Annotated in this window: 20 protein-coding genes and 4 pseudogenes; 8 read left to right on the top strand and 16 right to left on the bottom strand. The window is 61.5% G+C overall.

Annotated elements, in window-relative coordinates:
- From M0D43_RS03410 to M0D43_RS03420, 3 genes and pseudogenes are all read right to left on the bottom strand, one after another.
- Positions 1-225, bottom strand: a pseudogene (locus M0D43_RS03410) (hypothetical protein).
- A gap of 537 nt (positions 226-762) precedes the next feature.
- Entirely contained in the window at positions 763-1,668 is a 906-nt protein-coding gene (locus tag M0D43_RS03415; protein ID WP_252163556.1) for a type II toxin-antitoxin system PemK/MazF family toxin, read from the bottom strand.
- Between the two features lie 138 nt (positions 1,669-1,806).
- Positions 1,807-1,962, bottom strand: a pseudogene (locus tag M0D43_RS03420) (integrase); the annotation flags it as partial.
- A gap of 308 nt (positions 1,963-2,270) precedes the next feature.
- Between M0D43_RS03420 and M0D43_RS22100 the strand changes: the two are divergent.
- From M0D43_RS22100 to M0D43_RS03435, 4 genes are all read left to right on the top strand, one after another.
- Entirely contained in the window at positions 2,271-2,942 is a 672-nt protein-coding gene (locus M0D43_RS22100; RefSeq protein WP_425510638.1) for a DUF6538 domain-containing protein, read from the top strand.
- Entirely contained in the window at positions 2,911-3,831 is a 921-nt protein-coding gene (locus M0D43_RS22105) for a site-specific integrase (RefSeq protein WP_425510639.1), read from the top strand. Before M0D43_RS22100 ends, M0D43_RS22105 begins: the two co-directional genes overlap by 32 nt.
- A gap of 56 nt (positions 3,832-3,887) precedes the next feature.
- Entirely contained in the window at positions 3,888-4,652 is a 765-nt protein-coding gene (locus tag M0D43_RS03430) for a hypothetical protein (protein ID WP_252163557.1), read from the top strand.
- Between the two features lie 885 nt (positions 4,653-5,537).
- A complete protein-coding gene (locus M0D43_RS03435; RefSeq protein WP_252163558.1) occupies positions 5,538-5,777 on the top strand; it encodes a hypothetical protein in 240 nt (79 codons plus the stop codon).
- Here the strand turns inward: M0D43_RS03435 and M0D43_RS03440 are convergent.
- The 3 genes from M0D43_RS03440 to M0D43_RS03450 all read right to left on the bottom strand — a co-directional run bounded on the left by M0D43_RS03440 (position 5,766) and on the right by M0D43_RS03450 (position 8,978).
- The gene (locus M0D43_RS03440; RefSeq protein WP_252163559.1) at positions 5,766-6,350 is read right to left on the bottom strand and encodes a HEPN domain-containing protein; all 585 of its coding nucleotides are present in this window, start codon (positions 6,348-6,350) and stop codon (positions 5,766-5,768) included. The two genes, M0D43_RS03435 and M0D43_RS03440, sit on opposite strands and share 12 nt — an antisense overlap.
- A 227-nt stretch (positions 6,351-6,577) precedes the next feature.
- A protein-coding gene (locus M0D43_RS03445) for an IS3 family transposase (protein WP_252162113.1) occupies positions 6,578-7,665 on the bottom strand; the annotation gives its coding sequence in 2 pieces (ribosomal slippage) (positions 6,578-7,413 and positions 7,413-7,665; 1,089 coding nt in all).
- Positions 7,666-8,417: 752 nt separating this feature from the next.
- Complete coding sequence (locus tag M0D43_RS03450) at positions 8,418-8,978, bottom strand: hypothetical protein (protein ID WP_252163560.1); 561 nt, start codon at positions 8,976-8,978, stop codon at positions 8,418-8,420.
- Between the two features lie 271 nt (positions 8,979-9,249).
- On the opposite strand from M0D43_RS03450, the pseudogene M0D43_RS22110 reads away from it, so the two are divergent.
- Positions 9,250-10,014, top strand: a pseudogene (locus tag M0D43_RS22110) (integrase); the annotation flags it as partial.
- 812 nt (positions 10,015-10,826) lie between these two features.
- On the opposite strand, the pseudogene M0D43_RS03460 reads toward M0D43_RS22110, so the two are convergent.
- The 3 genes and pseudogenes from M0D43_RS03460 to M0D43_RS03470 all read right to left on the bottom strand — a co-directional run.
- Positions 10,827-11,638: pseudogene (locus M0D43_RS03460) on the bottom strand (DUF6538 domain-containing protein); the annotation flags it as partial.
- A 568-nt stretch (positions 11,639-12,206) separates the two neighbouring features.
- Entirely contained in the window at positions 12,207-12,371 is a 165-nt protein-coding gene (locus M0D43_RS03465; protein WP_252163562.1) for a hypothetical protein, read from the bottom strand.
- 79 nt (positions 12,372-12,450) lie between these two features.
- On the bottom strand, positions 12,451-12,699 hold the full coding sequence (locus M0D43_RS03470; RefSeq protein ID WP_252164951.1) for a hypothetical protein: 249 nt from the start codon (positions 12,697-12,699) through the stop codon (positions 12,451-12,453).
- A 152-nt stretch (positions 12,700-12,851) separates the two neighbouring features.
- Between M0D43_RS03470 and M0D43_RS03475 the strand changes: the two genes are divergently transcribed.
- Positions 12,852-14,552, top strand: coding sequence for a sensor domain-containing diguanylate cyclase (locus M0D43_RS03475; protein ID WP_252163563.1), 1,701 nt, complete (start codon positions 12,852-12,854; stop codon positions 14,550-14,552).
- Between the two features lie 194 nt (positions 14,553-14,746).
- Here the strand turns inward: M0D43_RS03475 and M0D43_RS03480 are convergent, their stop codons facing one another.
- Positions 14,747-15,052, bottom strand: coding sequence for a hypothetical protein (locus M0D43_RS03480; protein WP_252163564.1), 306 nt, complete (start codon positions 15,050-15,052; stop codon positions 14,747-14,749).
- Between the two features lie 94 nt (positions 15,053-15,146).
- On the opposite strand from M0D43_RS03480, the gene M0D43_RS03485 reads away from it, so the two are divergent.
- A complete protein-coding gene (locus M0D43_RS03485) occupies positions 15,147-16,121 on the top strand; it encodes a GGDEF domain-containing protein (protein WP_252163565.1) in 975 nt (324 codons plus the stop codon).
- Positions 16,122-16,382: 261 nt separating this feature from the next.
- Here the strand turns inward: M0D43_RS03485 and M0D43_RS03490 are convergent, their stop codons facing one another.
- The 6 genes from M0D43_RS03490 to M0D43_RS03515 all read right to left on the bottom strand — a co-directional run bounded on the left by M0D43_RS03490 (position 16,383) and on the right by M0D43_RS03515 (position 24,115).
- A complete protein-coding gene (locus M0D43_RS03490) occupies positions 16,383-17,807 on the bottom strand; it encodes an efflux transporter outer membrane subunit (RefSeq protein ID WP_252163566.1) in 1,425 nt (474 codons plus the stop codon).
- Positions 17,801-18,532 carry an SDR family oxidoreductase gene (locus M0D43_RS03495; protein ID WP_101363238.1) on the bottom strand — a complete coding sequence of 244 codons (732 nt, stop codon included), beginning with the start codon at positions 18,530-18,532 and terminating at the stop codon, positions 17,801-17,803. The genes M0D43_RS03490 and M0D43_RS03495 overlap by 7 nt, the downstream gene beginning before the upstream one ends.
- A 43-nt stretch (positions 18,533-18,575) precedes the next feature.
- Positions 18,576-21,752, bottom strand: a complete 3,177-nt coding sequence (locus M0D43_RS03500) for an efflux RND transporter permease subunit (protein ID WP_252163567.1) — start codon at positions 21,750-21,752, stop codon at positions 18,576-18,578.
- 178 nt (positions 21,753-21,930) lie between these two features.
- Positions 21,931-23,121 (bottom strand): efflux RND transporter periplasmic adaptor subunit, encoded by a 1,191-nt coding sequence (locus tag M0D43_RS03505; protein ID WP_252163568.1) that lies wholly within the window; start codon positions 23,119-23,121, stop codon positions 21,931-21,933.
- Positions 23,118-23,891 (bottom strand): SDR family NAD(P)-dependent oxidoreductase, encoded by a 774-nt coding sequence (locus M0D43_RS03510; RefSeq protein WP_252163569.1) that lies wholly within the window; start codon positions 23,889-23,891, stop codon positions 23,118-23,120. Before M0D43_RS03510 ends, M0D43_RS03505 begins: the two co-directional genes overlap by 4 nt.
- A complete protein-coding gene (locus M0D43_RS03515) occupies positions 23,888-24,115 on the bottom strand; it encodes a hypothetical protein (protein ID WP_252163570.1) in 228 nt (75 codons plus the stop codon). Before M0D43_RS03515 ends, M0D43_RS03510 begins: the two co-directional genes overlap by 4 nt.
- A 128-nt stretch (positions 24,116-24,243) precedes the next feature.
- On the opposite strand from M0D43_RS03515, the gene M0D43_RS03520 reads away from it, so the two are divergent.
- Positions 24,244-25,278 (top strand): XC_2801 family transcriptional regulator, encoded by a 1,035-nt coding sequence (locus tag M0D43_RS03520; protein ID WP_101363243.1) that lies wholly within the window; start codon positions 24,244-24,246, stop codon positions 25,276-25,278.
- The last annotated feature ends 286 nt before the right edge of the window (positions 25,279-25,564 follow it).

Raw genomic sequence — 25,564 nt, forward strand, 5'->3', positions numbered from 1 at the left:
TTAGCTTGGTTCGTCAGTGCTGGTGAGCCCATGCCAAGCCAGGAATTCGTCAAGACGCCATCTGACGAATTCAGCATCTTGAGCAGTGAGAGCCTTTGCCTCAACGACCTGCGCCATGCCCGGGAACGCTCGCAAGAAGTGTCAACGGTCGGAGCTCGACGCCCTCAACGTGGGCACTGCGTCGTCCAGGTGATCAAGGTGGATGCGCAACTCAGCTCTGTCCATTGCAATGAGTATCAGCACCCCTGTCGCATCGGCTGAGACACATGCCAGTCCCAGTAAAGTAAGGAAGTGATACAGGTGAAGGTTTGATGCATCACCTTGTCCTGGCTACACCAGACAGCCACGCAGCCAGCACCAATGGAGGCACTCCCACGACAGAGGCTGCCTGTGTGCCGGCACGACGCTGTTCAAGGCGTCTCGTGAGGTGAGCGACCATCGGTCCCGCGTCGTGGACTGATGTGTCCTTGGTGCCCAAGCGCTGAGGGATACGCAAAGTCGGTCATTTCTCCATTTACGCACGCCGCTGTTTACGCACGCGGCTGTAAAAGGCCTTGCTCAGCAGCACCAGAAGACCAGCCTGGGAGATTCGACACTCCATGTGAAATTTAACAAAAAACCGCCCTAAGGCGGTTTTTTGTTAAATTTCACATCGCAGTGGGCGATTTAACGCCGTCATGAAGGCCGTCACTGCACCGCGTCCTCCACCAAGTGACAGGACTATAACGGTCGCGTAACGCACTGTCAAGCACATGGGACAGGCTATTCAGCATTGAGCTTACGAAGCTCCTCAACCTCTTGATCCAGCGAGAGTTTAACCGCCTCTTCCCATCCTCGGGCCACCTCGCGAACCAACTCAAGCTCCCGTTCCAGAGCGGCGATTTTACCCTCAAGCTTTTTCTCACGCTTTACTTCACCTCTATGAGGCTTCTCTGGCCTCATTCCGACAGAGTGAGACACGCCCAACATGATTTCACGCCGCTCAGCCGAGGAGACGCGTGCCGGGTAGCTGTGGTCCCGAGACTCGCCTCTGTGACCAGCATAACTGGGAGGCAAAACGCGAGCGAATGCAACACTGGTGACCATCCCACATAGCACCCAGCTCTCTAACCCGCTATTGGCGTAAAACGGCAAGCTTGCCAAAGTGTCCCGACTAATGGGCACTCGCGTGGGGTCTGCGGGATATCCTGCCTTGGACGTAACCGGAGCTACTTGTAGAGTTCCGTTACCAATACTCAAAACCACAGCTAAGCGTCGCTTGTGCATCTCTCCTCGCAAGTGCATATCGAAGAATGATGTGTTGCCGGCGAATAAACCATCCACCCCAACGACTTGGGGAATATGGCCATACTCCACTTCAACTAACTTTCCTGGGTGCATTAACTCCTTGAGCTTCACGCCGACTTTAGCGACCGTCTCCGCCAAATTCCTGACTGCTGCATTGTGTCGCTGAAGGATAATACGCACGACTGTAGGTGAAGCCCCTACACAAGGTTCGATGGACATGACTTGCCAGCGCGTTGTCTGCTGCCCTGAGAAAGCCTTGCAGCAAATGGTGACTTTCCCAGTAATATGAGGAATAGTCACCCCAAGGATTTCTGAATAATCTTCTCGCCCCAGGATATCCCCGGACGACATATCTACGTATTCGACAGAAATAGTTGTCACGCCTAGCTTTCCTTGCCCTCTTTTGGACATACCCTTTGCCAGCCAAGGCCGCTAAGGCTCCCTGCACCAATACTAACGCAGGCGAGCCCACTCGTTCGGGTGACCAGTGCACGGTGGCGCGACATCTCGTATCAAGGGTCCATCAATATGCGTCTGCTCTGGCCTGGGAAACAAGCGCTTGTGACCAGCAGTCTTTCGGCCTTCCACCCAGTCCCAAAACCCTAGTGCCAGCAGATCCGGATGCAGCGGCACCGTGTGTAGACTCGTTTCGGTTTTGACCTTCTGGTGCTCGCCCTAGTCCGATCAGAAGGGGCTACCGACCAAGCGGTGCAGCCGGCTGGCTTGCTGCACCCGATCAGCAGCGCCACTCCCCACTCACTCAGCTCAGGACTTTAGGTATCATTCGAGGTATCAAAGCAGGCTCAGCTGCAAGACCCGAAATGCTTTAGGGTCAATGGCTTGCGAAAGGGTGTCTTCAGGCTCCGCCCACCTCCACCATTCTCACCTGCAAATCTAGCGTAAGTAGCTTGATTTTGCAAGGTTTTCTGGTGATTTACGACCCTCAAACGATGCCCCTTAAAGGTATCGTTTGAGGTATCGTTTTGCCCAAACCCTTTTTGTTGAAGCGCGCCAGCGGGCTCTATGCCCGCTTTCTTGTGCCCGCTGACCTGCGTCCGCTACTGGGGTGCCGCTTCCTCGTGCGCGCCCTGCCCGGTCGAGGCGACGCCGCCCGGCTGGTCGCAGCCCGCATGGCGGTGGCACTATCGGAGTCCTTCAAGGCGCTGCGGACAGGGACGATGGTGAACGACGACATCAAGGACATCTTGCGCCGGGTGCGCGAGCACGGGCATCAGGATTTGACCATCCAGCAAGTGCGCCTCCCCAATGGACTGACGCTCGGCGGCGTGGAAATCAACACGGCCGAGGACCGCCGGCTTTTCCGGCAGACTGTGCAAGATTTGAACGCCCTGGCGGCTAAAGACCCGCTCATGGCGGGCATGCACGGCTGGGAGCCCCCACAGCCCCCCGCACCGCCTAAGCCGCCTGCCGGGCCGCTGCTGTCCGAGCGCATTGACGTCTACCTCAGCGACATGCGGCGAGCCCAGCGGGCCGTGCGCAACGTGATGGACACCGAATACACGCTGCGCCTGTTCCTCGCCCTCGGCGGCGACAAGCCGATTGAAGAGGTCACGGCCACAGACGTGCGGGCTTTTCTCTATGCCCTGGCGGTCTACCCGGCCAATGCCAGCAAAAAGCCGTGTTTCGTGGGCTGACGCCCTGGAAGTGGTGCAAAAGGCCAAGGGCGGCGGCCACCCCACCCTGCTGGAACGCACCCAGGAAAAGCGCCGCGACCACTTGGCCGCGTTCTTCAATGCGCAAGCCGATGAAGCGCTCATCCCAAAAGCCCCGCACAAGGCCATCATGAACCGCTCCAAGTCCAAAACCGATGCCCCAACCCGCGAACCCTTCACGGCCGCAGAGCTGGCCGCGCTGTTCGATTCCGAAGCCTTTCCTGAGTGGGCCAGCAAATACCCGCACCGCTGGTTCGGCTCTATCCTGGGCGTGGCCACGGGCACGCGCATCAATGAGCTGGCCCAGCTCTACGTCGATGACGTGGCCGAGGTTGGGGGCCGTTGGGGCATCCACATTCGCGCCCAGCGACCGGACCAACGGCTGAAGAACGCGCATTCCTCGCGTTTCGTCCCCCTGTCGGACACCGTCCTGCAGGCGGGGTTCATGGCGTTCGTCGAGGAAGTGAAGCGCGCCGGGTTTGAGCGCCTGTTCCCGCACCTCCAGCACACAGAGGCCGGCGGCTACGGCGACACCATGGGCGACCAGTTCCGCGCCTACGCCATCAAGCGCGGCCTGACCGGCCGCCTGAAATCCTTCCATTGCTTCCGCCACAACATCGTGAGCAACCTGGTCAACGAGCGGGGCATTGCCATCCAGGTGGTGCAGGAAATCACGGGGCACGACCTGACCTTGCCCGGCGGCCTCAAGCACTACGTCAATCCGGGCACCATCCCGAAGCGCTTTGACGCGCTTAATCTCTACGGGCCGCCTGTGGTTCTGCCGCCCTACGTTCCGGGCCAGTTTGACCTTGCCTTCCAACAGGTGCGTCATATTCAGAGACGGCGGGAAAAGCGAGCACAGAATCGTTGAACCGTGCACCCCACGCCGGGCGTGAGAGCCAAACCTGTATTCCCTGGAAACGCCCCATGAAAAACCTTGCTGCCCTTACGGTGCTCCTGACGGGCGTTACTGCTACAGCCGGCGCTGACAGCTTCACCGAGAACGAACTCAATCCGTCAGCTATCGTTCTAGACGGCAGTTATCGATACGAGCTGACAGAGCTTTCGTGCGCAAAGGAAGAGCGCGTCCAAAACGCTTCTGACTCGGCCAGGCCGTCAGCTTTTGGGCGCTGGCTGAGCCAACATGTAATAAATCACCCCAAGACCAAGTCTTTTACTCGGTTTACGGGTTCTGCGTATGACGGCGGGGGCTGTTACGAACGCACGGCGAAAGGCATCCGGGTCTACCGCCCCGACACAGCGGCAGCCGAGCTAACCGCAACCGTCTTGCCTTGCCGTGCCGAACTCACGCAGTCCGGAACCTGCGCAGGGCCTGAGGCTCTTCCCCCTATGACGCCGCACCACTGGACTCCAAGCCCGATTTCTAGCGAAAAGCTCATTGGGACGCTGATGAGTCAGCCTTATGCGCGCTCGGCAGAACATTTCCTTTTTGAGAATCAACCTGCTGTTCTCTGGACAGCAAGCTGCAAGTTGGTCGCGCAGATGCAGATGTCAGAGATGGATGGTGCGGATTTCCCATTCTTTCGATGGCAGGCCTCCCAGCAAGGCAGTCTTCTTACGGTCCAACGCTCCGATGGCACTTATAGCCAAGGATGCTATGAGCGAGTCACCGAAGGCATACGCGTCCATTCCTTCGGCAGTGCAGAACCCTACGTCATGCGCTGGAAGTAGCTATCGGTGAAAGATGGCAGTGGAGCGTGATGCTTTGGTGCTACGAGCGCCCGATATGCTTTGCAGTAACAGAAAAGCACTCATGCGTTTGCCTTCTCAGAGCCTAAAGCTTTGCTAAAGCTCCCCTGCTTTTGCCCTTCGGCTCTCGGGTCCCCTCCGGGGCCCCGAGAGCCGAAGGGCAAAGTCTCCCCTTACCCGCTGACTAAAAAAGCGGTGGGGTGACTTGGCCCGTGCGTTAGTCCCGTGACGGCGACCCCCAGCACTCAGGGCGTGGTGATTCTCTGCTCTGCACCACTACGACAGGTTCACGCGAGCAACCGCGCCGGGTCCGGGTCCTGTCACCAAGGTTCTCTTGGCGTCTCTCCGGTGTTGCTTTACTTTTCCCGTGCCCAGGCGCGTTTTTCCTGGGGCTTCTCCTAGCAACGAACCATTGGTAACGGGACCGCGAATGGGAGACGCTGCTGGGGCCAGATTGAGCACTCCCCAGTTACCATCGACATCTGCGTTACTTGGCTGGCGCGAGTTTCACCCCCCTCGCTTTACTGCCTGCGCACCCGGTGACGGTCAGTCCAAGCCCGCAATGGGCTCCCGGAAACCGTGCGCACCTCAACTCAATGGATCGTCGTGATACGGCTACCAACGGCCTTCGGGCTGGGCAGATTCGGGGGCGAGGAAAGGGAGGGGGGCTTGCGGGTCCGTCCAGGCTTGTTAGAGTGGCTTCAAGGGGCCTTGCCTGGGCATGTCGTAGCTGATTCCTACATTTGCTCGCCTCCGAGTCGGTCAAACTCGGGGGCCGTGGATTCAACATAAGCCGCCCCGGCGCCTTGTCAAGGCCGGGGCGGCTCTTTCTTCGAAACACCATCTAATCAGGACGCGACCAGGGCCATGACCGAATATATCGACTTTGTAAAAAAGGAAATACTGAACTACTTTTCCGAGAAGAAAGCTAACGTCGGCCATGTCCTCCACCCTCCTGCATTCAACTTCCAGCGAGTCATGAATTGGAACCCGAAGCAGAAAGAGGCCCTTGATGCTGCAATTTCTCAGCTTGTTGACGAAGGCATTGTGGAAGAAAAAAACGGCACAATCGCACTCACAAAAAAGGGTGTTGACTCAATCTATTGACAGCGCGCCAATATCTTTTTGAGCTTTGGCGCCGGTGGCCCGCGAAGCGGCAATCTTTGAATAGAGCTCATCGAATGCGGCCCAATCGGTTCTGCCGCTGGGCCCCACTCGCTTTATCCAAGTGCTTGACGTGACATCCTCGCTGTTTGTAAGGACGTTTGCGGCATTCTCCCAGTATGAAATCATTTCTGGAAAACCCTTAAGGGCCGTTGGATATTTCGCCGCCCACACCACAGTGGACGAGTAGAACTGCAGCAACTCGGTTTCGCTTGAAGATGCAACGAGGCCGACTTTTTTGCACAGTTCAACGCAATCATGAATGGTCGGCGCTTTCTCTCCGCGACTCACCAAGACGGCCTTCAACAAAACTTCCAGCGCCAAACCACAAAGCAGATGGTAGGACGGGCGAGCCGCCAGCGGAGTCGAAAACCCCACTGGCTCGCCAAGCAGTTGTCTTACTTCCTCTGGGTGCTCCCGTATCGAAAGCCAGAGGCAGGCCGCAGCCGCTCGCAATCCAGCGGCTTGCGCGAACCAGTGGTTTTCGTGGTTTCGGTCCTCAATCAGGTCGTCCATTCCAACCACCGCAAGCCAAGGGACTTTTAGTCTAGGCCTCGCAGCCAATCGACGGCAAAGAAGCGCGTCGCCTTTCTGGAATGGGCGCTACCCCAGAACGCTCGTCACGAGAAGAAGCAGGGTTGGCGCCAAAGCCACCAAGCCGATGAGCCCAACGACGCCGCAAGCGGTGATGGCCCACAGCTCGCCCGGTAATCCCCCGCTTTTAGCGTTCGCCAAAAGTGGAGCTACGCGGCCATCGCCAATTTCATTGCTGGGGTGATACCGCCGAGCGCCATGTTGGGGCGCTCATGGTTGTACGTCCATAGCCAGCGCGTGGCCTTGTCCTGAACCTGCTCGATGGTGTCGAACAACGTTGTGGCCAGCCAAGCGTAGCGGACGGTGCGGTTGTAACGTTCGACGTAGGCATTTTGCTGCGGTTTGCCCGGCTGGATGTGCTCGATCCGAATGCCGCGCTGCTGTGCCCAAGCTAGCAGCGCGCCGCTGATGTACTCCGGGCCGTTGTCGCAGCGAATGGCGTTTGGCTTGCCGCGCCAGTCGATGATCTGATCCAACGAGCGGATCACCCGGGCCGATGGCAGCGACAGGTCGACCTCAATGCCCAGACCCTCGCGATTGAAGTCGTCGAGCACGTTAAATAACCGGAAGCTGCGACCATCGGCTAACTGGTCGTGCATGAAGTCCATCGACCAGACCTGGTTGATCGTCTCCGGTACCGACAACGGCTCTGGACGCTCACGTACCAGCCGTTTCTTCGGCTTGATCCGCAGGTTCAACTCCAGCTCCCGGTAGATGCGGTACACCCGCTTGTGGTTCCAGCCGAAGCCCTTCACGTTGCGCAGGTGCAGAAAGCATAGGCCGAACCCCCAATCACGATAGGTCGTGGTCAACCGGACAAGCCAATCGGCAATCTGGACGTTCTCCTCGCTGGCCTTGGCTTGATAGCGGTAGCAGGTCTGGCTGACCTCAAACGCCTGGCAGGCATGCCGGATGCTCATCGCCTTGTTCGCCACCGCCCATCGGGCCATCTCCCGGCGTTGAGATGGCCTCACCATTTTTTTGCCATCGCCTCACGAAGTACTTCGGCAGCCATTTGCGATTCGGCGTACATCTTCTTCAGGCGCCGGTTCTCGTCCTGCAGCTCCTTGAGCTGGGACATCAGCGACGCATCCATGCCGCCGAACTTGCTGCGCCACTCATAGAACGTTGCCGAGCTGATGCCGTGCTCTCGGCACAACTCCGGCACTGACGTGCCGGCCTCGGCCTGTTTGAGGACGGCGATGATCTGGCTGTCGGTGAAACGGGATGTCTTCATGGAACCTCATCAGAAAAGGGTACGAGAAAATTCCACTTCTGGCGTCAGCTAACCTGTGGGGGGATTACCCCTCCTAGCACTCCCCCTGGATTGAAGCTCTGCACCGTGCCGCCGACGCAGACGCAAAACGTGAACTGCCCCGCAGGACAGATTGGGACTGTGGCGCAGCAACGCGTGGGCTACTGCGGCGAGGTGGGGGGTGGCTATGAAGCCTGGGCCACAGCAATCTATGGCCCCTGGACGACGGTCAACAGCACCTGCGCGCCGGCGTGCGTGGCCCCCTCGCCCACGTCGGTGGCCATCTCCCGCGATGCGCCGGCCGAAAGCCAGAACGTGGGCTGCCCGGCTGGCCAGGTGGGCGAGCACTGGCAACAGCGCAACCGCGTCGAGAATGGAACTCGCACCACGTCCTGGAGGTGCCCGGCCGCCACCGGGTCCCCCGTGTCGAGCACGTCGGAGAGCTGGAGCGGCACTTACTCCGCCACTAGCGGCTGGGTCACCACGTCCAACACCTGCGCGCAATCCGGCTACCCGTCAGAACGCTACATCGAAGGCTGTTTTGCTTACACAGACGGCGATTCGGTCCGATGCCAATACCCATCGGGCCCCGGTTGGACGGTTCAAGCAGGCGGACCTAACTCGAAGGGTTACACCTGGACGGCTATTCGCTCTCAAGCGCTATGTGCCAGCGGCAAGTCACGATGGATTTTCATCGGCGGTGGCCCGGGTGACGCGGCGTGGGAAGAGTGCTTTTAAAGACTCCCCACCCGCTCACTCTTTCCGTTGACGATATGGAGCAAGCTTCCACCAGCAACAAGCCAACCGTCGCCATTGGCGCGGTCAGCTTTGCTAAAACCACTCGCCCCGTCGTTTCGCAGCGACGAGGCGCGTTCGTTGCCATCCCGATGCTGACGGCTCCACGCCATCGCCGCAGGCGTCATTTTCAATACTTTTTGCCAAGGGTGAGAATGGATCGTTTCCCCCGTATAGGCGAAGCCCTCGAGCACTTCGTTGGTCCGAATGGCGCAGCCATGGGGCACCCCGTCCGTGTAGAGGCGCAGTGAGAAGCGCCGCCCATCGCTAGCAATGGCCCCGCATGCTTCGTTTCCGCTCTGGCGTGTGAATTCGTGAAGCACTCGCCCAGTGCGGCGCAGGAAGTCGGGCAGTGACTCCCCCGGCCCGCTGACGTAGTCGCCCAAGTGCTGACGCTCCCAACCACCCGATTCGATTCCGGTGGGCGGAACCGAACCGCCCTGCGCCCACGCCGGGCCGCCGGCCACCAATGCCACCACCGCCAAGAGTTTCCACAGCATGCCGTCCTCTTTCGAGAACGGCCGCCCACGAGCCCCTTACCGTGCCTGCATGCTACGATTGCGTATCGTTTGAGGTATCGTTTTGAGGGAGTGGTGTCGCCGGCTTTTCCTTGCAGTTCAACTGCTTAGGAAAGGGTGCCGGGACGATCCGCCCACCTCCACCATCTGATCGCGGAAAAGAGCAGTAAGTGCTTGATTCTGCGAAGGTTAGGCCCGGGGTTTGATGTTCAGTTTGAGCCTGCGTTAGGTATCAAACGAGGTATCAAACCCCGTGCCGAAGCCTTATTTTCTGCGCCGCCCTGCTGGGCTGTATGTGCGCTTCTTCGTCCCGACCGACCTGCAAAGCCCTCATTGGCTCGCGCTACCTTGTCCGTCCCGTTCGCTTGTCCCTGGGCGATGCTGCCCGTCTGGCCGTGGCACGAACGATCGGATACGGCCGGGGGCAAGCAGCATGAAGGACGATTTGCTGAGCCAGGCCTTGGCCGCATTGCAAGGCAACGAAGCTCGGCCCTACACCATCAAGGTGGGTGGAATGGAACTGTCTGCTGACGGAGCCGAAGATCATGCCCGGTTGCTCGAAGGGCTGAAAAATCTGCCGTTGCCCTCTTCCACCGAAGTGACGAAGAGGGCCGGGCCGTTGTTTTCTGAACGCGCCGCTATCCATGTTCGTCAGATGAAACGAGTCGGTCGAAGTGCGACCAACATCTTCGACACCGCATACAGCCTCGGCTTGTTCGTTGCATTGGTTGGCGACAAGCCTGTGGAAGACTCAAAAGCCGATGACGTGCGGAGCTTCCTAGAAGCCATCGAGCACTACCCCAGCAACGCGAGTAAAAAAGGCAGAGTTTGCAGGAGTGGCTCCTGCTGACATTTTGAAAAAAGCCAAGAAGGCAGTTACGCCAAGCTTGGGATGCGCACGAAGGAAAAGCATCGAGATCGTTTGGCTGCGTTTTTTAATGCGTTGGCCAGTGAAGATCTGATCAGCAAAGCACCACACAAGGCCATTATGAATCGGTCGAAGGCAAGCACATCCCAAGGACGCAGCGATCTGGACTAGTCCAATCTTACTTGGCACCGCATCCAATTAGGTAATATTCATAGCTAATTACGACTATTTATGCCTAATTTTTAGCTTAAGCAGGCATAATGGCACACCGAGCAAGAGGAGCTCTGTGTGCCGATATACATGGTTAGTTTCGAGTGTAAGAACAACGCCAAAGATTACACAAGCTTATTTTTCACAATTAAATCAATTGGGCACCCTTGGTCTAACCACATAGGATCGACTTGGCTCATCGGCCATCTGGGAAACGCAAGCACCATACGCGACGTGTTAAGGCGGCACCTTGATCAAGAGGATCCCCTTCTCGTGGCTAAGCTGGCAAAGAAAGACGCTGCGTGGTCCGGCTTTTCAACGATGAGTTCTGAATGGCTGTTGCGACACCTCAGCTAGACAATTTTCCGCCGGCTTATGAGATCGCTGCGTTAGGCATAGGCGACAAGCGGCTATCTAGAGCCTTTGCGGCAAAGCGGCTTGTCCCGCAAATCTTAAATTATATATACCCAAAATTGCATAGCACTATCAAGGAGGATCACTGTTGAGCATTATGGCAACTCGGCACGTGGGCGATTACCTGCTTACAGCCCACGTCACCCCGTCTGGCGGTAATTTTCTACCCGAGCTCCTGATTTCGAGGCCCGGCGGTATCACACTTCACTGCTACCCAGTCCCCAGTGTCGCTTTCCCGGATCGGGACGAAGCGTACGCCTACGCCAAGCACTGGATGATCACGTGCTATGTGTCGAGCACAGGCTCAATAAGCGCAGCCTAGCAGCTGCTTGGCATCAGTCCTGACCTTCCACACCCAGGTAGCGGCTAACTGCCTTCGTGATCCAGTTCCCCTGCCCGTTCATGGCGTCTGCTTTGGCCTGGGGGAGTAATCGCTTGTGACCATTAGCCTTTCAGTCCTCCACCCAGTCCCAAAATCCTAGCGCCAACAGATCCGGATGTAGCGGCACTGTCCGCAAGCTCACTTTGGTCTTGACCTTCTGGTGCTCACCCTCGTCCGAAATCCGGATGCATGGGATGTTGTCCTCATTGAACACATCGGCCACCCGCAGCTGCCCCACCTCGGAGGCGCACGCCCCCGTGTAGAGCCCGATGAGCGCCGCCCAGCGCGCATTCGGCGGGAGCCGTGAGACATTGACCGGCGAGAAGACCGCATGAATTTGCTCACGATCAAAAGCCTTGAACCCAAGCTTCCGTCGAGCCCGCCGTTCCCTTACCCATAGCTGACATGACCCTTGGCCGGGTTATCGCCTTGAGGGTAGTGACCGGAGACCATGGCCCAATCGAAAAATCCTCCCTTCCCGCCCATGTAGCTCTGCTTGTTCGTCAGCGTTGGTGTGGACGCAGCCTCCTTCCGCATCTGCTGAGACCAGCGAGCTAAGTCTGACCGCGTAATGGTATGGATCTTCGTCTTCTCACCCAGGTAGTCCACCAATACTTGGATGGCCGACTTCTTGATGACATAGGTCTTGCGCAAGGTGCGCTTGATCGCCTGCAAGCCGAGCAGCGGCTGGAGGTCAGCGGGAACCCGCTACCGAAAGGACCATCGACCGCAGGGCAACGAACGCGACAAATACTGAGGGATACGGATCAACAACGAACCGGCTGCGCACTGCCTTGCCTCCTTTGGAACTCCTGTTGAGCTCCGAAAACGACGACAGCGCGGACCGGTCAACCTCTCAAACCGCGTGCGGGGCAGCACTATCGCCGAAGGTAACTGGTGGTCAAGGTTGCGGCTTCGCTTTGCGCCAGCCGCTGTCAGCAGCCGTGGACTTGACCTATCGCCAGGCCCTGAGGCATCGGTCTCGGAGTGCGGCAAGCCAAGACGCGGCAGCAAGCTGGACTGCTGAGCAGCCATCAGAAGGGGCTACCGATCGAGCGGTGCAGATGACTGGCTTGCTACACCTGATCGGCAGCGCCACTCCCCACTTACTCAGCACAGGACTTTAGGGAGCATTTGAGGCATCAAGGCAGGCTCAGCTGGAAGAACCGAAATGCTTTAAGGTCAATGGCTTGCGTAAGGGCGTCTTCAGGCTCCGCCCACCTGCACCAAACAACGGTCCTAAGACGACCGACCAAGGCCGGGAATTCCCGATGCGGAGGGTTCCCGGCCTTTCCATAGGCGTTGCGAAAGACCGATGCCGGCTAAGCCCGCTGCGTCAGTTAGTGACGTTCACTGCGTAGTCGTGTTCGGCGCTACAGACAACGGCACCGGCAAGGCTGTCGGCAGGGGGCGCATCGCCGCGGAGTTGATCGAATAATGCGAGCAACTCGCTGGCTTCGTGGTGCAGCAAGACCAGGGCGCTTTTGTTGGGCTCTTCCATTGCACGTGCTCCAGAGACGCTCGACGGCGTCCTGATCACGTCACAGCAAACTGCGTGCCAGCATTCCAGCACCCGTTGCTCAAGCGTGTTCGCGCTGCTCTTGCGCTTTGGCGTGCATGGCTTCGAGTGTGACCATACCGGCAATCCGGGCGGCGGCCATGGCACTGCGGTGGTCCGGGAAGCTTGGCGAGAGCGCAGCGCCTGCCAGGTTCCCAGCTCCGCCGACGCCGATCTGTGCGATATCCCAGCCGGCGATCCAGCCTGGGGCGGATATGTCGCCTTTGGCGGCGTAACAGGTCAGCTGGTAGTTGCCTAGAAAAATGACCAACGGCTGCTCTTCTGAATGGGGCATACGAGGATACCGCCACGTCGCTGCGACCGGGGGAGCTGTGCCGTCTGCCAGCTGACTCGCCAAGCAGAGTGGAGCGTAGGCACGCGGCTTGCATCGACCTCAACCAGACAATCGTGCGGGGGAACGCGGTGGTAAACAAACGAACGAAACGCCGCGCTGCCGGGGCGCTGCTGGTAGGCGGACTGATCTTTGTGCTGATCGGCGTGGGTGGTTATCTCACGACGCGGCAGACGCTGTCGGCCGCCAGCTGGGTGACGCATACACAGGAGGTCATTGCCAGCATTGATGAGATTCAGGCGGGCATCCTGTCGGCGGAATCGTCGGTGCGCGGCTATGTGCTGACCGACAACGAGGCCTTTTTAGGCATCTATGCCGATGCGATCGGACGCTTGCCCGAACGTATCGTGCGGCTGGATGCCTTGGTGCAGGACAACCCGGTACAGCGGCGCAATGTCGCGACACTCGGCCGGCTGGTGGATGGGCGCATTGTGCAGATCGACGATCTGTTGCACAGCTATCGCAAGCAGGGCCTGGACGGCGCACGGACGTCGATCGCACGCGGCGTGTTCCAGACCTCTTCATCGCTACGCCGCCAGGTGCAGACCATGACGGAGCTTGAGCGCCAGCAGTTGGTGCGGCGGAACGACGCCACTACGCGCAGTGCGCAATGGGTGCTGTGGGTGACGGTGATCGGTATTGTCAGCGGACTGCTGGTGATGTTGCTGGCCTACCGATTGCTGTCGCGCGAGCTGGAACGGCGCACGCGTGCCGAAGACGAGGCCAGCCATACCAGCGAGCGCCTGGCCGAATCGTTTGCGGCACTTGAACGCACCTCTGCTGGTCTGGAGGCGCTGTCGCGGTACTCAGGGTTGCTGCAGAACTGCCGCGATGCCGAAGAAGCGCTGGAAATCACCGCACGCACGATCGCGCCGCTGATGCCCGGCGCGGCGGGCGCGGTGTATCTGCTGCGTGCCTCGCGCGATCGCGCCGAACAAGTGGTCGCCTGGGGCACGATGGCCGACGACGCCGGTGCCAGCATCGCACCGGACAACTGCTGGGCGCTGCGTCGCGACCGCACCCATGTGGTGATGGACGCCAGCCAGGGCATGCTGTGTCAGCATGCCGGCGTCAATCTCCCGCCGCATGCGGGCACGGCCTGCATTCCGCTATCGGCGCAAGGCACGCAATTGGGAATGCTGGCGTTGCGCAGCGAAGACCCAAGCGATCTCGCATCGCTGACCGTCGCCGAGGCGGCAGCGGAGCAACTGTCGTTGGCGCTGCACAACCTGCGCTTGCGCGAAACGCTGCGCCAGCAATCGATCCGCGACCCGCTGACAGGTCTGTACAACCGCCGCTATCTGGAAGAAACCCTCAATCACGAACTGGCGCGCTGTACGCGGCGGGTGCTGCCGCTGTCGGTGCTGATGCTGGATGTGGATCACTTCAAGCAATTCAACGACCTGCATGGGCACAGCGGTGGCGACCGCGTGCTGGCGGCCATCGGCGAGTTGCTGCTGTCGCAAACCCGCGGTGAGGACATCTGCTGCCGGTACGGCGGCGAAGAATTGACGATCATCCTGCCCGAGGTGGATCTGCCCACCGCCTGCATGATGGCCGAGAAACTGCGCGCCGGCATCGAGGCCTTGCAGGTGATGGGCGATGGCGTCTCACTGCCGAAGGTCACCGCATCGTTCGGCGCGGCCAGCTTCCCCGATCACGCCGTCACCGTGGCGCAGTTGCTGCGGCGGGCGGACGAGGCGCTGTATCGCGCCAAACAGGGTGGCCGCAATCAAGTCGTGAGTGCGCACGTGCTCGCAACCGCGGCGTGAGCGCCGGCGGCCAAGCCTGCTTCGCCAAGCTCATGCAGAGGCATGGTCACGCGGTCGATTCTGGTATCCGCATTTAGCGCTTGCGCCTTGCGGCTGTGGACGCGAGCGACTGCACGACACCGCTTGCGTCATTCACCCGCGCGCATTGCAGTGATGGACGCGCACGCAGATGCATTCGCACACAGGACAAGGCATCAACCGCAGGCGTGGCCAGCGTCATCGGTGGGAATCAGGCCAGCGCTGGCCAGCATGCCATCGATGCGGGTGCGTACATAGGCTGCATCGTCCTGCGTCGCGCTGCGCAGCATCGCTTCCGCACGCGCCTGGAAATCCAGATAGTCGAAGTCCGCATCTTCATCTGCCGACAACTTCGGCAACGCTTCCTGCAACGCGTCCAGACGCATCTCGAGTTCTTCGCGGGTGGGCATGGCAGACTCCGACGACAAAGACGATACAGTTGCCGCAAGAACGTCAAGGATGTGCGAAGCCTTGCGCTGCAACGCTTCATTTTCCTACCCGGCGCGCAGATGAAGACACGCTCAACTTTGACGACACCCCGCCGATAATGTTGCCGACTCCTACAGAACCTTCCCTGTGATCCTCCACCTGCGGCGGGATTTCCGCCTTGGCATCGTCAAGATGCTTGGGCCAATCACTGCGCTGTTGCTTTGCCTCTATGCCGTGTACCTGGCCATGACCGGTCAGGTGGTTGCTTGCCTGGTCACCATGTCGCTGGGCTTGCTCGCGGTCTGGCGCGGCTGGCAGATGCGTAGCGCCGAACAAACCGGCTCCGGCGGCGTGTGGCTGGCGTCGATCAATGTCGGCGGGTGCCTGGTTGCATGCTGGACCGGTGGCGATGGCGCCCTGCCCTGGCTGTTCCCGGTCCTGGCCACCAATTATTTCTTGTGCGGGCCGCGACGGGCGGTGTTGTTGAGCTTGCCACTGCTGGCCGCGTTGCTGTTCTTGCCCGGCTTGATCACCAGCCCCGGCCAGGGCGTTTCGACGATTGTGGTGACGCTGGTGACGCTTGCGGTGGGCTACGTGTTTTCGCTGCGGATGGAGGACGACCGCGTGCATCTGGAAGAGCTGGCCTCGCTGGATGCGCTGACCGGCTTGCCCAATCGCCGCATGCTTGAACGCGCACTCACCCATCAGATCGATCAACGCCAACCGCATGATCGGCTCAACAGCCTGATTATCCTGGATCTGGATCATTTCAAAGAGGTCAACGATCTGTACGGGCATGCCGCAGGCGATGCGGCGCTCTCGGATCTGGCCACCATCCTGCGCTTCGAAGTACGCGAACCGCATCAGGTATTCCGCTTTGGCGGCGAAGAATTCGTGGTGCTGTTGCGGGCCGGTTCGCTTGCGGAACTGGAAGCGGCCACCGAACGCTTGCGCAAGGTGATACGCAACGGCCTGCGTGGACCGGGCGGGCGCATCACCGTCTCGCTGGGTGCGGCACGGCACGACGGCGAAACGCATTGGCAGGACTGGTTTTCGCGTGCCGATGCAGCACTGTATCTGGCCAAGAACGGCGGACGCGACAGCGCGCGGGTGGCAGGGTAAGCGCCACCAGCCAGCGTGCATGCCATTGGCATGCAGACGCACATGGCAGATGGATTGAAGGCACTCGGGGCGAATGCGATTGTGCTGCCGACCGTGTCAGTAGCAACCCGAAGCCCGGCGTGAGCGAACGCACGGCGACGGATGCGCGGCCGATCTTGCCAACGGTCATGCGTAAACGCGTTGGACCACAGCCAGCGGCCTATCGCTTATCGCCACAGCCCAGCCTGCGGGGCGACCCATTGACCGCCCCGCCTGCAGCGTTCAACGATTGACCACGGCCACCGGCGCCGCAGGCGCTTGGTCCTGCTTCCAGCCACCGAGCGCCTTGTACACGCCGACCACGCCGACATTCACTGCCGCCTCGGCCTGCGCCAGTGCATCGTCGGCGGCCAGCTGGGTGCGTTGCGCATCCAGCAGGGTGAGGAAATCTTCCGAACCCTCGCGGTAGCGGATTTGCGCCAGCTGCTCGGCACGCCGCGCGGCATTGGCCTGCTCCACCACGATGGCCAAACGTGCCTGCTGGCGACCATAACCGATCAACGCGTTCTCGGTGTCTTCCAGCGCCAGCAAGACGGCTTGCTGATACTGCGCCAACGCACCTTCAGCCTGCGCCTTGCTGGCACGCAAGCGCGCACGCACAGTGCCGAAGTCGAAGGCCGCCCAGCTGATCGACGGGGTCACCGACCAGGCCTTGGCGTTGCCCTGGGTCAACCTGGCCGCATCGCCGGACAGGAAGCCGACAAACCCGCTCACGCTGATGCGCGGAAACAGATCGGCAGTGGCCACACCCACTTGCGCGGTGGCCGCCGCCAACCGACGCTCGGCGCTGCGCACATCGGGGCGCTGCCGCAGCAAGCCGGCGGTATCGCCCAGCGGCAATGCACGTGCGAACGCCGGCGTGGTGCGCGCAACCAAGGTGGCATCCAGCGCATCCGGCTGCTGGCCGAGCAGGACGGCCAGGCGATGACGGTATTGCGCTTCTGCGGTTTCCAGCAGCGGAATATCCGCTTCGATCGCCTTCAACCGCGCCAAGCTGCTCTGCACATCCAGTTCGCTGCCGGCGCCCAGGTCCCACCGCGTCTGCGTCAGCCGCTGGGTGTCGTGCAGGTTGGTCAGCGTGCGCTTGGACACCTCCAGCTGCTTTTGGGTGCCGCGCAACTCGAAGTAGTTACGCGCCACTTCGGCAGCGACGGTGACCTGCACATCCTGCAGGTTGGCCTGCTCGGCATCCAGATCGGCACGCGCCGCCTCCGATGCGCGCCGCTGACGACCGAACAGATCCAGCTCCCAGGCCGCATCCAGACCGAGCGTGGTTTGCTCGGTGAGAAAGCGCTGATTGCCGGCGACCACCTGCTGCTGCTCGCGACGATCAAAACTGCTTTGCGCGGTGATGTGTGGCGCCTGATCTAGCCGGCGTTCGACGAACACCGCGCGTGCCTGCTTGACGCGCGCCACGGCGATGCGCAGGTCGTGGTTGGCGAACAAGGCGTCGCGCACCAGTTGCTCCAGCACCGGGTCGTCGAACTGCGACCACCAGTTGCCTACCGGCGACTGCGTGCTGTACGCCGGATCCTGCGCGCCTTGCAGCGTCACTGCGGCAGGCGGTTCGGGGCGGTAATCCGGCCCGACCGCGCAACCGCTGAGCACCAGCGCGGCCAGGGTGAGGCCCAGGGCGTTCCTTACCATGGCAACACTTCTCCCAAATGCGTGAAGCTGCCGGTGGCGCCGTGCGCGTCGAGCAGCGCCATCTGCACGCTGCTGTAGGCGCCCTGCTCCACCTCGATTTCGCCGCCACCACCGTTCATGTCGGTTTTGACATAGCCCGGGTGCACGGTGTTGACCTTGATGGCGGTGTCGCGCAACTCGTAGGCCAGATGCACCGTCCAGCTGTTCAACGCGCTCTTGGAAGCGTCGTAAGCGGGAATCTTGAAGTCGTAGATCGGCGAGCCGGGCTGGCTGTGCAAGGTCAGCGAGCCGAGGATGCTCGACACGTTGACGATGCGCCCGGCCAGCGAGCGGCGCAGCAGCGGCAGGAAGGCCTTGGTCACCTCGACCACGGCGAACAGGTTGGTGTCGAACGTGCGCTTCCATACCTCCAGGCTTTGCTGCGACGGAGCGCGCTGCATGTCCTCGATCATGATGCCGGCGTTGTTGATCAGGATGTCCAGATGGCCATGACGCTGCTCGACCGTGCCCACCGCGGCGGCAATGCTGATGTCGTCATTGACGTCGAGCTGGATGGCCTCCACCGGCAGGCCTTCGGCCTGCAATTTCAGTGCGGCGGCGACTGCGTCGTCGCGCTTGCGGCCGGCCAGCAGCGTCTGCACGCCGGCGGTGGCCAATTGCCGAACGGTCTCCAGGCCGATACCACGGGTGGCGCCGGTAACTAATGCGATCTTGGTGTTGCTCATGTGTAAGTCCTTCGAATGTATGTAGGGGGGATGCAACGCGCGCTTAGGCGTTGACGTGCGCATGGTCGTGCGCAACGGCAGGCGGTGTCGCGGGCCCGCGACGGGTCACCCACTTGCGCAGGGCCACGTAAAACACGGGAGTCAGGAACAAGCCGAACAAGGTCACACCGAGCATGCCGGCGAACACCGTGATGCCGGTGACCGAGCGCACTTCGGCGCCGGCGCCATGGCCGAACACCAGCGGCACCGTGCCGGCGATGAAGGCAATGGAGGTCATCACGATCGGACGCAGGCGCAGGCGGCAGGCTTCCAGTGCCGCTTCAACAATGCCCTTACCGTGCATTTCCAGTTCGCGGGCGAACTCCACGATCAGGATCGCGTTCTTGCACGCCAGGCCCATCAACACCACCAGGCCCACCTGCACGAACACGTTGTTGTCGCCACCGGTGAGCCACACACCGAACAGCGCAGACAACAAGGTCATGGGCACGATCAGGATCACTGCCAGCGGCAGGGTCCAGCTTTCGTACAACGCGGCCAGCACCAGGAACGCCAGCAGCACCGCCATCGGGAACACGATCAATGCGGAGTTGCCTTGCGTGGACTGCTGATAGCTCAGGTCGGTCCATTCGATGTTCATGCCGTTGGGCAATACCTTCGGCGCCATGCTGGACAGCTTCTGCATTGCTTCGGTGGACGACAGCACGCGCGGGTCCGCTTCGCCGATGAGGTCGGCGGCCGGGTAGCCGTTGTAACGGATCACCGGATCCGGGCCATAGGTCTGACCCAGTGTGACCATGCTGCCGATCGGCACCATGTCGCCGTTGGCATTGCGCGTGCGCAGGTTGGCGATGTCTTCGACGCTGTCGCGGAACTGTCCATCGGCCTGGGCGATCACCTGATAGGTGCGACCGAAGCGATTGAAGTCGTTGATGTAGGCCGAGCCCAGATAGGTTTGCAGCGTGTCGAACAGGTTGGTCAGCGGCACGCCTTGCGCCTTGGCCTTGTCGCGGTCGACCTTGGCATCGAGCTGCGGCACGTTGGCCTGGTAGGTGCCGATCGGGAACTGCATGCCCGGCGTTTGCGAGATCGCACCGGACATCGCATTCACTGCAGTCTGCAACTGGCCATACCCCAGACCGGCGCGGTCCTGGATGTACAGCGAGTAGCCCGAGCCCTGGCCCAAGCCCAGAATCGGCGGCGGCATGAAGGCGAACGCAAAACCCTGCTGGATCTGGCTGATGCGCGCATTGATTTCCGCATTGATCTGCGCGGCAGTACGGCTGCGCTGACTGAATGGCTTGAGCGTCAGGAACACCGTGCCGGTATTGGGCGTATTGGTGAACTGCAGCGGGTTCAGACCGGGGAATGCGATTGCGTGATCCACGCCTTCGGTCTGCAGCGCGATCTGGGTGATCTGACGGATCACCTCATTGGTGCGCTCCAGGGACGATCCTTCGGGCAGTTTGGTCCCGGCGATCAGGTACAGCTTGTCCTGGGTCGGAATGAAGCCACCCGGCACCACCTTGAACATGAAACCGGTACCGACCAGCAGCAGCAGATACACCACAAACACTGCACCACGCTTGCCCAGCGCACGCGACACCGCACCCTGATACTTGTGCGAGCTGGTGTTGAAGAAACGGTTGAACGGGCGGAACAACCAGCCGAACAAGCGGTCGATCAACCGCGACGGGCCATCCTTCGGTGCGTCGTGCGACTTGAGCAGCATCGCCGCCAGCGCCGGCGACAAGGTCAGCGAGTTGATCGCCGAGATCACCGTGGAAATGGCGATGGTCACCGCGAACTGCTTGTAGAACTGGCCGGTCACGCCCGACAGGAACGCCATCGGCACGAACACCGCGCACAGCACCAGCGCGATGGCGATGATGGGGCCTGACACTTCGCGCATCGCCTGATGTGCCGCCGCCAGCGGACTCAGACCTTCTTCGATATTACGTTCGACGTTTTCCACCACCACGATCGCATCGTCGACCACGATGCCGATCGCCAGCACCAAGCCGAACAGGCTCAGCGTATTGATCGAAAAGCCCAGCAGATACAACGCGGCGAATGTCCCGACCACCGACACCGGCACCGCCAGCAACGGAATGATCGAGGCGCGCCAGGTCTGCAGGAACAGGATCACCACCAGCACCACCAGCAGCACCGCTTCCAGCAGCGTGTGCACCACCGCGCTGATCGAATCACGTACGAACACGGTCGGGTCATAGGCGGCCGACCACGCCATGTCCTGCGGGAACTGCTTTTGCAGCTCGGCCATCTTGGCGCGCACGGCGTCGGACAATTCGATCGCATTGGCACCGGGCGACTGGAACACGCCCATGCCCACGGCGTTCTGGTTGTCCAGCTGCGAGCGCAAGGTGTAGTTGCCGGCGCCCAGTTCCAGACGCGCCACATCGCTCAAGCGCACGATCTCGCCGCTATTGCCGCTGCGGATCACGATATTGCCGAACTCTTCCTCGGTGGTGAGGCGGCCCTGCGCATTGATCGAGAGCAGGAAATCGCTCTTGTTCGGCATCGGCTCGGCGCCGAGCTGGCCGGCGGAGACCTGCACGTTCTGCTCGCGGATGGCGGCGACCACATCACTGGCGGTGAGCCCGCGTGCGGCCACCTTATCCGGGTTCAACCAGATGCGCATGGCGTAGTCGCCGGCCCCGAAGATCTGGACCTGGCCGATACCCGGCAGACGCGAGAGCTCGTCCTTGACCTTCAAGGTGGCGTAGTTGCTCAGGTACAGCGAGTTGTACTTGCCCTTGGGCGAAGTCAGATGCACGACCATGGTCAGCGTCGGCGATTGCTTCTGCGTGGTCACGCCCTGTCGGCGCACGTCTTCGGGCAGACGCGCCTGCGCCTGGCTGACGCGGTTCTGCACCTGCACCTGTGCCTGGTCCGGATCGGTGCCGGGCTTGAAGGTCACGGTGACCACCAGCACACCGTCCGAGCCGGCCACCGACTTCATGTACATCATGTTTTCCACGCCGTTGATGGCTTCTTCAAGCGGCGTGGCGACGGTTTCGGCGATGACCTTGGGGTTGGCGCCCGGATACACCGCGCGCACCTGCACGCTCGGCGGCACCACTTCTGGGTATTCGCTGATCGGCAACAGCGGCATGGCAATCAAGCCAGCCGCGAAGATGATGATCGACAGCACCGCGGCAAAGATCGGCCGGTCGATGAAAAAACGGGAAAAGTCCATGGGAATGGTCCTGAAAGAGGTTGCCGCCGGGTGGCGGCGCGGCACAGCGGCCCCGGACCTTCCTGATGACGAGGCCAGCGGTCACGGGTTGCGATGCAGCGATGAATCAGTGCAGCCGTGGCAGGTGGTGCGTAGTCGCCGGGCAGGCGCGACTGCGCGCAACGTGCGTTGGCGATACCTAATTGGAAGCGGTGCGCTTGTCTGACGCCGGTGCCATGGCCACGGTCTTGGCATCGACCGGCATGCCCGGCATGAAGATCTTCTGCACGCCATCGATCACCACGCGGTCGCCGGCGGCCAGGCCACCGCGCACGATGCGCAGACCATCGGCACTGCGGCCGAGTTCCACATCGCGGCGTTGCGCCTTGCCGTCCTTGTCCACCACATAGACGTACTTGCGGTCCTGGTCGGTCAGCACGGCCTTTTCATCGACCAGCATGGCCTTGAACTGGCCGCTGCCCAACAACTGCACGTGCGCATACAACCCCGGCGTGAACTGCCGCTGCGCGTTATCCAGTACCGCGCGGACGCGGATGGTGCCGGTGCTACGGGTCACCTGGTTGTCCAGGAAATCCACGCGCCCGGTATGCGGGAAGCCCTGCTCGCCGACCAGCCCGATCCGCACCGGCAACTCGCCGCCACGTGCGTCCGGGCGCTCGCCGTTGCGGGCCATTTGCGAATAGCGCAGGAAGGTGCCTTCGTCGGCATCGAAATAGACGAACACCTTGTCCAGCGACACCAGGGTGGTCAGCACACTGGCGCTGTCGCCGGCCGTGACCAGGTTGCCGGCGGTGACCATCGCACGCCCGGCGCGGCCGTCGATGGGAGCGCGCACGCGGGTCCAATCCAGGTTGAGCTTGGCGGTGTCCACCGCGGCCTGGGCGGCCTGCAGGTCGGCGTCGGCCTGATCGGCGGCAGCGCGGCGCTGCTCCCAGGTTTCGGTCGAGATCGCCTGCTGCTCGGACAGTTTGCGCGCGCGTAATGCCTCGCTGCGCGCCAGCGTGGCCTGCGTGCGGGCGCGGACCAGCGAGGCATTGGCACGCGCGAACTCGGCACGGTAGCTACGTTCGTCGATGGTGAAGAGCACATCGCCCTTCTTCACTTCGGCGCCTTCGGTGTAGTTGACCTTGTCGATATAGCCGGATACGCGTGGACGCAATTCGACGCTTTCCACCGGCTCGATGCGGCCGCTGAATTCGTCCCACTGGCTGATCTCCTTCATCAACACAGGCGCGACGCTGACGCTGGGCGGCGGGGGTGCGCCGGTCTCGGCGGCCTTGCTGCCGCAGCCGGCGAGCACCACTGCGAGCACGGCGCCCGCCAACGCGGTACGCAAGGGAAAACGGAACGGGGTGGCGTTCGTGGTCATGGGGAAATCTCTCGGGTGGGGATGGGAAATTGCAGACCGGCCAGCCGGCTCGCCGACGGTGCGGCCGGCGGGCGACGACTGACGGTCACGATGGCTTGTCCGGGCTGGCCAGGCCCGGCAATGAGGGAAACAGCGGCGCGACCGACATCAATGGCGCGGATCCATTCCGGACACGCGTCCTTGGCGCGGCCGGGGGTACACACCGGCTGCTCGACCGACAGCAGATGCACACGGACGCCCAACGGCTTGGCTTCCTCGTGCAACACCTGCGCAAGCATGCGGGAGGCTGAGGCCGCAACCGAGCGATCGCCATGCGCCGACCAGGCACGCAGCGCACACGGGCTACCGAGCAACAGGTAGCGGCCACCGCCATCGGCCTCGGCCAGCAGCGGCAGCAGATGGCGGGCGGCAGCCAGATGCGGCAGCACGTCGCGCTCCAGGCGACGACGCAGGGCGGCCACCGGCCGATCCAACAGACGTCCGGCCTTGGGCGGGCTACCCAGGCTGGCGATCACCGCGCCCAGCGGTCGGCGCCGCTGTGCCAGTTCGGTCGCCAGGCGCTGCGCGGACGCATCGTCGGCAACCGATCCCTGGACGATGTCCAGCAACGGCGAGTCGCCATGCTGCGCGCGCAGGGCATCGAGCTTGACGGTGTCGCGTCCAATCACCACGGTCGGCATGCCGGCGTCGAGCAGCGCGGCAACGATGCCGGCACCCACATTGCCCGCGCCACCAATGACGGCCGTCTCGGACTGGACCATCCCAATCATGGGACTTTCACTCCCGAGATCGGGACAATTCCGCGCTGCACCCAGTGTGCCGGCAGTCCAGTCCGCTGCGCTGGAGCGCCGCCAGCCTGCCGACGCGGCGAACTGGAGAATTGGCGCGAAACGCTGCTGCGAGACCGATTTCCGGCGGAAACCACCGGATCGAAGGCACTTTCGATGGCGCTGCGGGACGTGGAGGACAAGCCGAAGACATCGCACAACCACATGGCCATGCTCCTGCGTAGAAGGGATGCCGCATAAGCTAGGCCTCAAAGCAGCACTTGATTAGTCCGGATTTAGGGGAATAATCGTCCCGCAAGCGGTCTAATCCCTCCTGACCCCGGAAGGCAGTCCCATGACACACGATCTCAACGACACCTTGATCTTCGTCAAGGTGGTCGAACAAGGCAGCTTCATCGCTGCCGCCAACGCGCTTGGGTTGCCCAAGACCACCGTCAGCCGCAAGGTGCAAGAACTGGAAACCCGGCTGGGCGCGCGCCTGTTGCACCGAACCACGCGCCGCATCGGCCTGACCGAAGCAGGCTCGGTGTACCACGAGCATTGCCAGCGCATCGCCCGCGAACTGGAAGAAGCCGAAAGCGCGGTGGGGCAATTGCAATCCGGTCCGCGCGGCTGGTTGCGTTTCACCGTGCCGTATTCGCTGGGCATTACCTGGATCGCGCCATTGCTGGGCGAATTCCATGCGCAATACCCGGAAATCCAGTTGGACATGCATCTGGGCAACGAGAAGTTGGATCTCATCGGCGGCGAAGCCGATCTGGCATTGCGCGTCGGTGCGCTGCCCGATTCCAATCTGGTCGCACGCAAGCTCGGCAGCCTGCGCACGCAGGTGTTCGCCAGCCCGTCGTATATCGAACGCTATGGCGAGCCGCTGCATCCGGACGAATTGCAATTCCATCGCACGCTCGCGTTGCGCAAGAACCGCAATGTGCACAACAACCGCTTTTTCTGGTCGCTCAGCGACGGTAGCGATGTGCGCGATTTCCCGGTCAATCCGCTGATGGTGGCCAACGATCCGGCGGCGCTCAACGGCGCAGTGCTGTGCGGCGAAGGCTTGTTGCTGACCGGCGACGTGATGGCCAAACCCTTCGTGCAATCGGGGCTGGTGCGCCGCGTACTGGCTGGTTGGACGGGGCCGGAAGTGGACTTCAACGCGGTGTTCGCCGGCGGTCGGTTGGTGTCGCCGAAGGTCCGTGCGTTCGTGGACTTTTTGGTGACGCGCATGAACTTCGACGCGGACTACATGATGGCGCAATGCCCGGCCCGTCTGGCCGCGCAGAAGGCCGACAACGACGCGAAAGTCGAAGTGGGCGCAGAAGCGGAATTGCGCGCCGAAGGCAAGCGCATTCTGGAAGACGTCACGGCGTAGTACCGAATCGAATGCGCCGACGGTGTCAGCCGTCTGGCGCAGGCCGTCCGTTCAGCGATGCAGCTCTGTGAGTGCATCTGTGTCACCACATGGCGTGCAGCCGACGACAGCCCGGTACTTTGCAGACGATCTCACTGTGCTGAGTGGTGAGTTGGAAAAGATTGAGGCGTCATCCGTAGTGTCGTTGGCTGCGATTACCTGATGCGCGCAAAAGCCGAATCGGCCGGGCGTGCGGTGCCCTCGCCGCTCGCGGGACACGCCGTAAACCCATCCATGTGGGTTCGTT

The sequence above is a fragment of the Xanthomonas prunicola genome (assembly GCF_025266575.1).
Classification (GTDB): domain Bacteria; phylum Pseudomonadota; class Gammaproteobacteria; order Xanthomonadales; family Xanthomonadaceae; genus Xanthomonas; species Xanthomonas prunicola.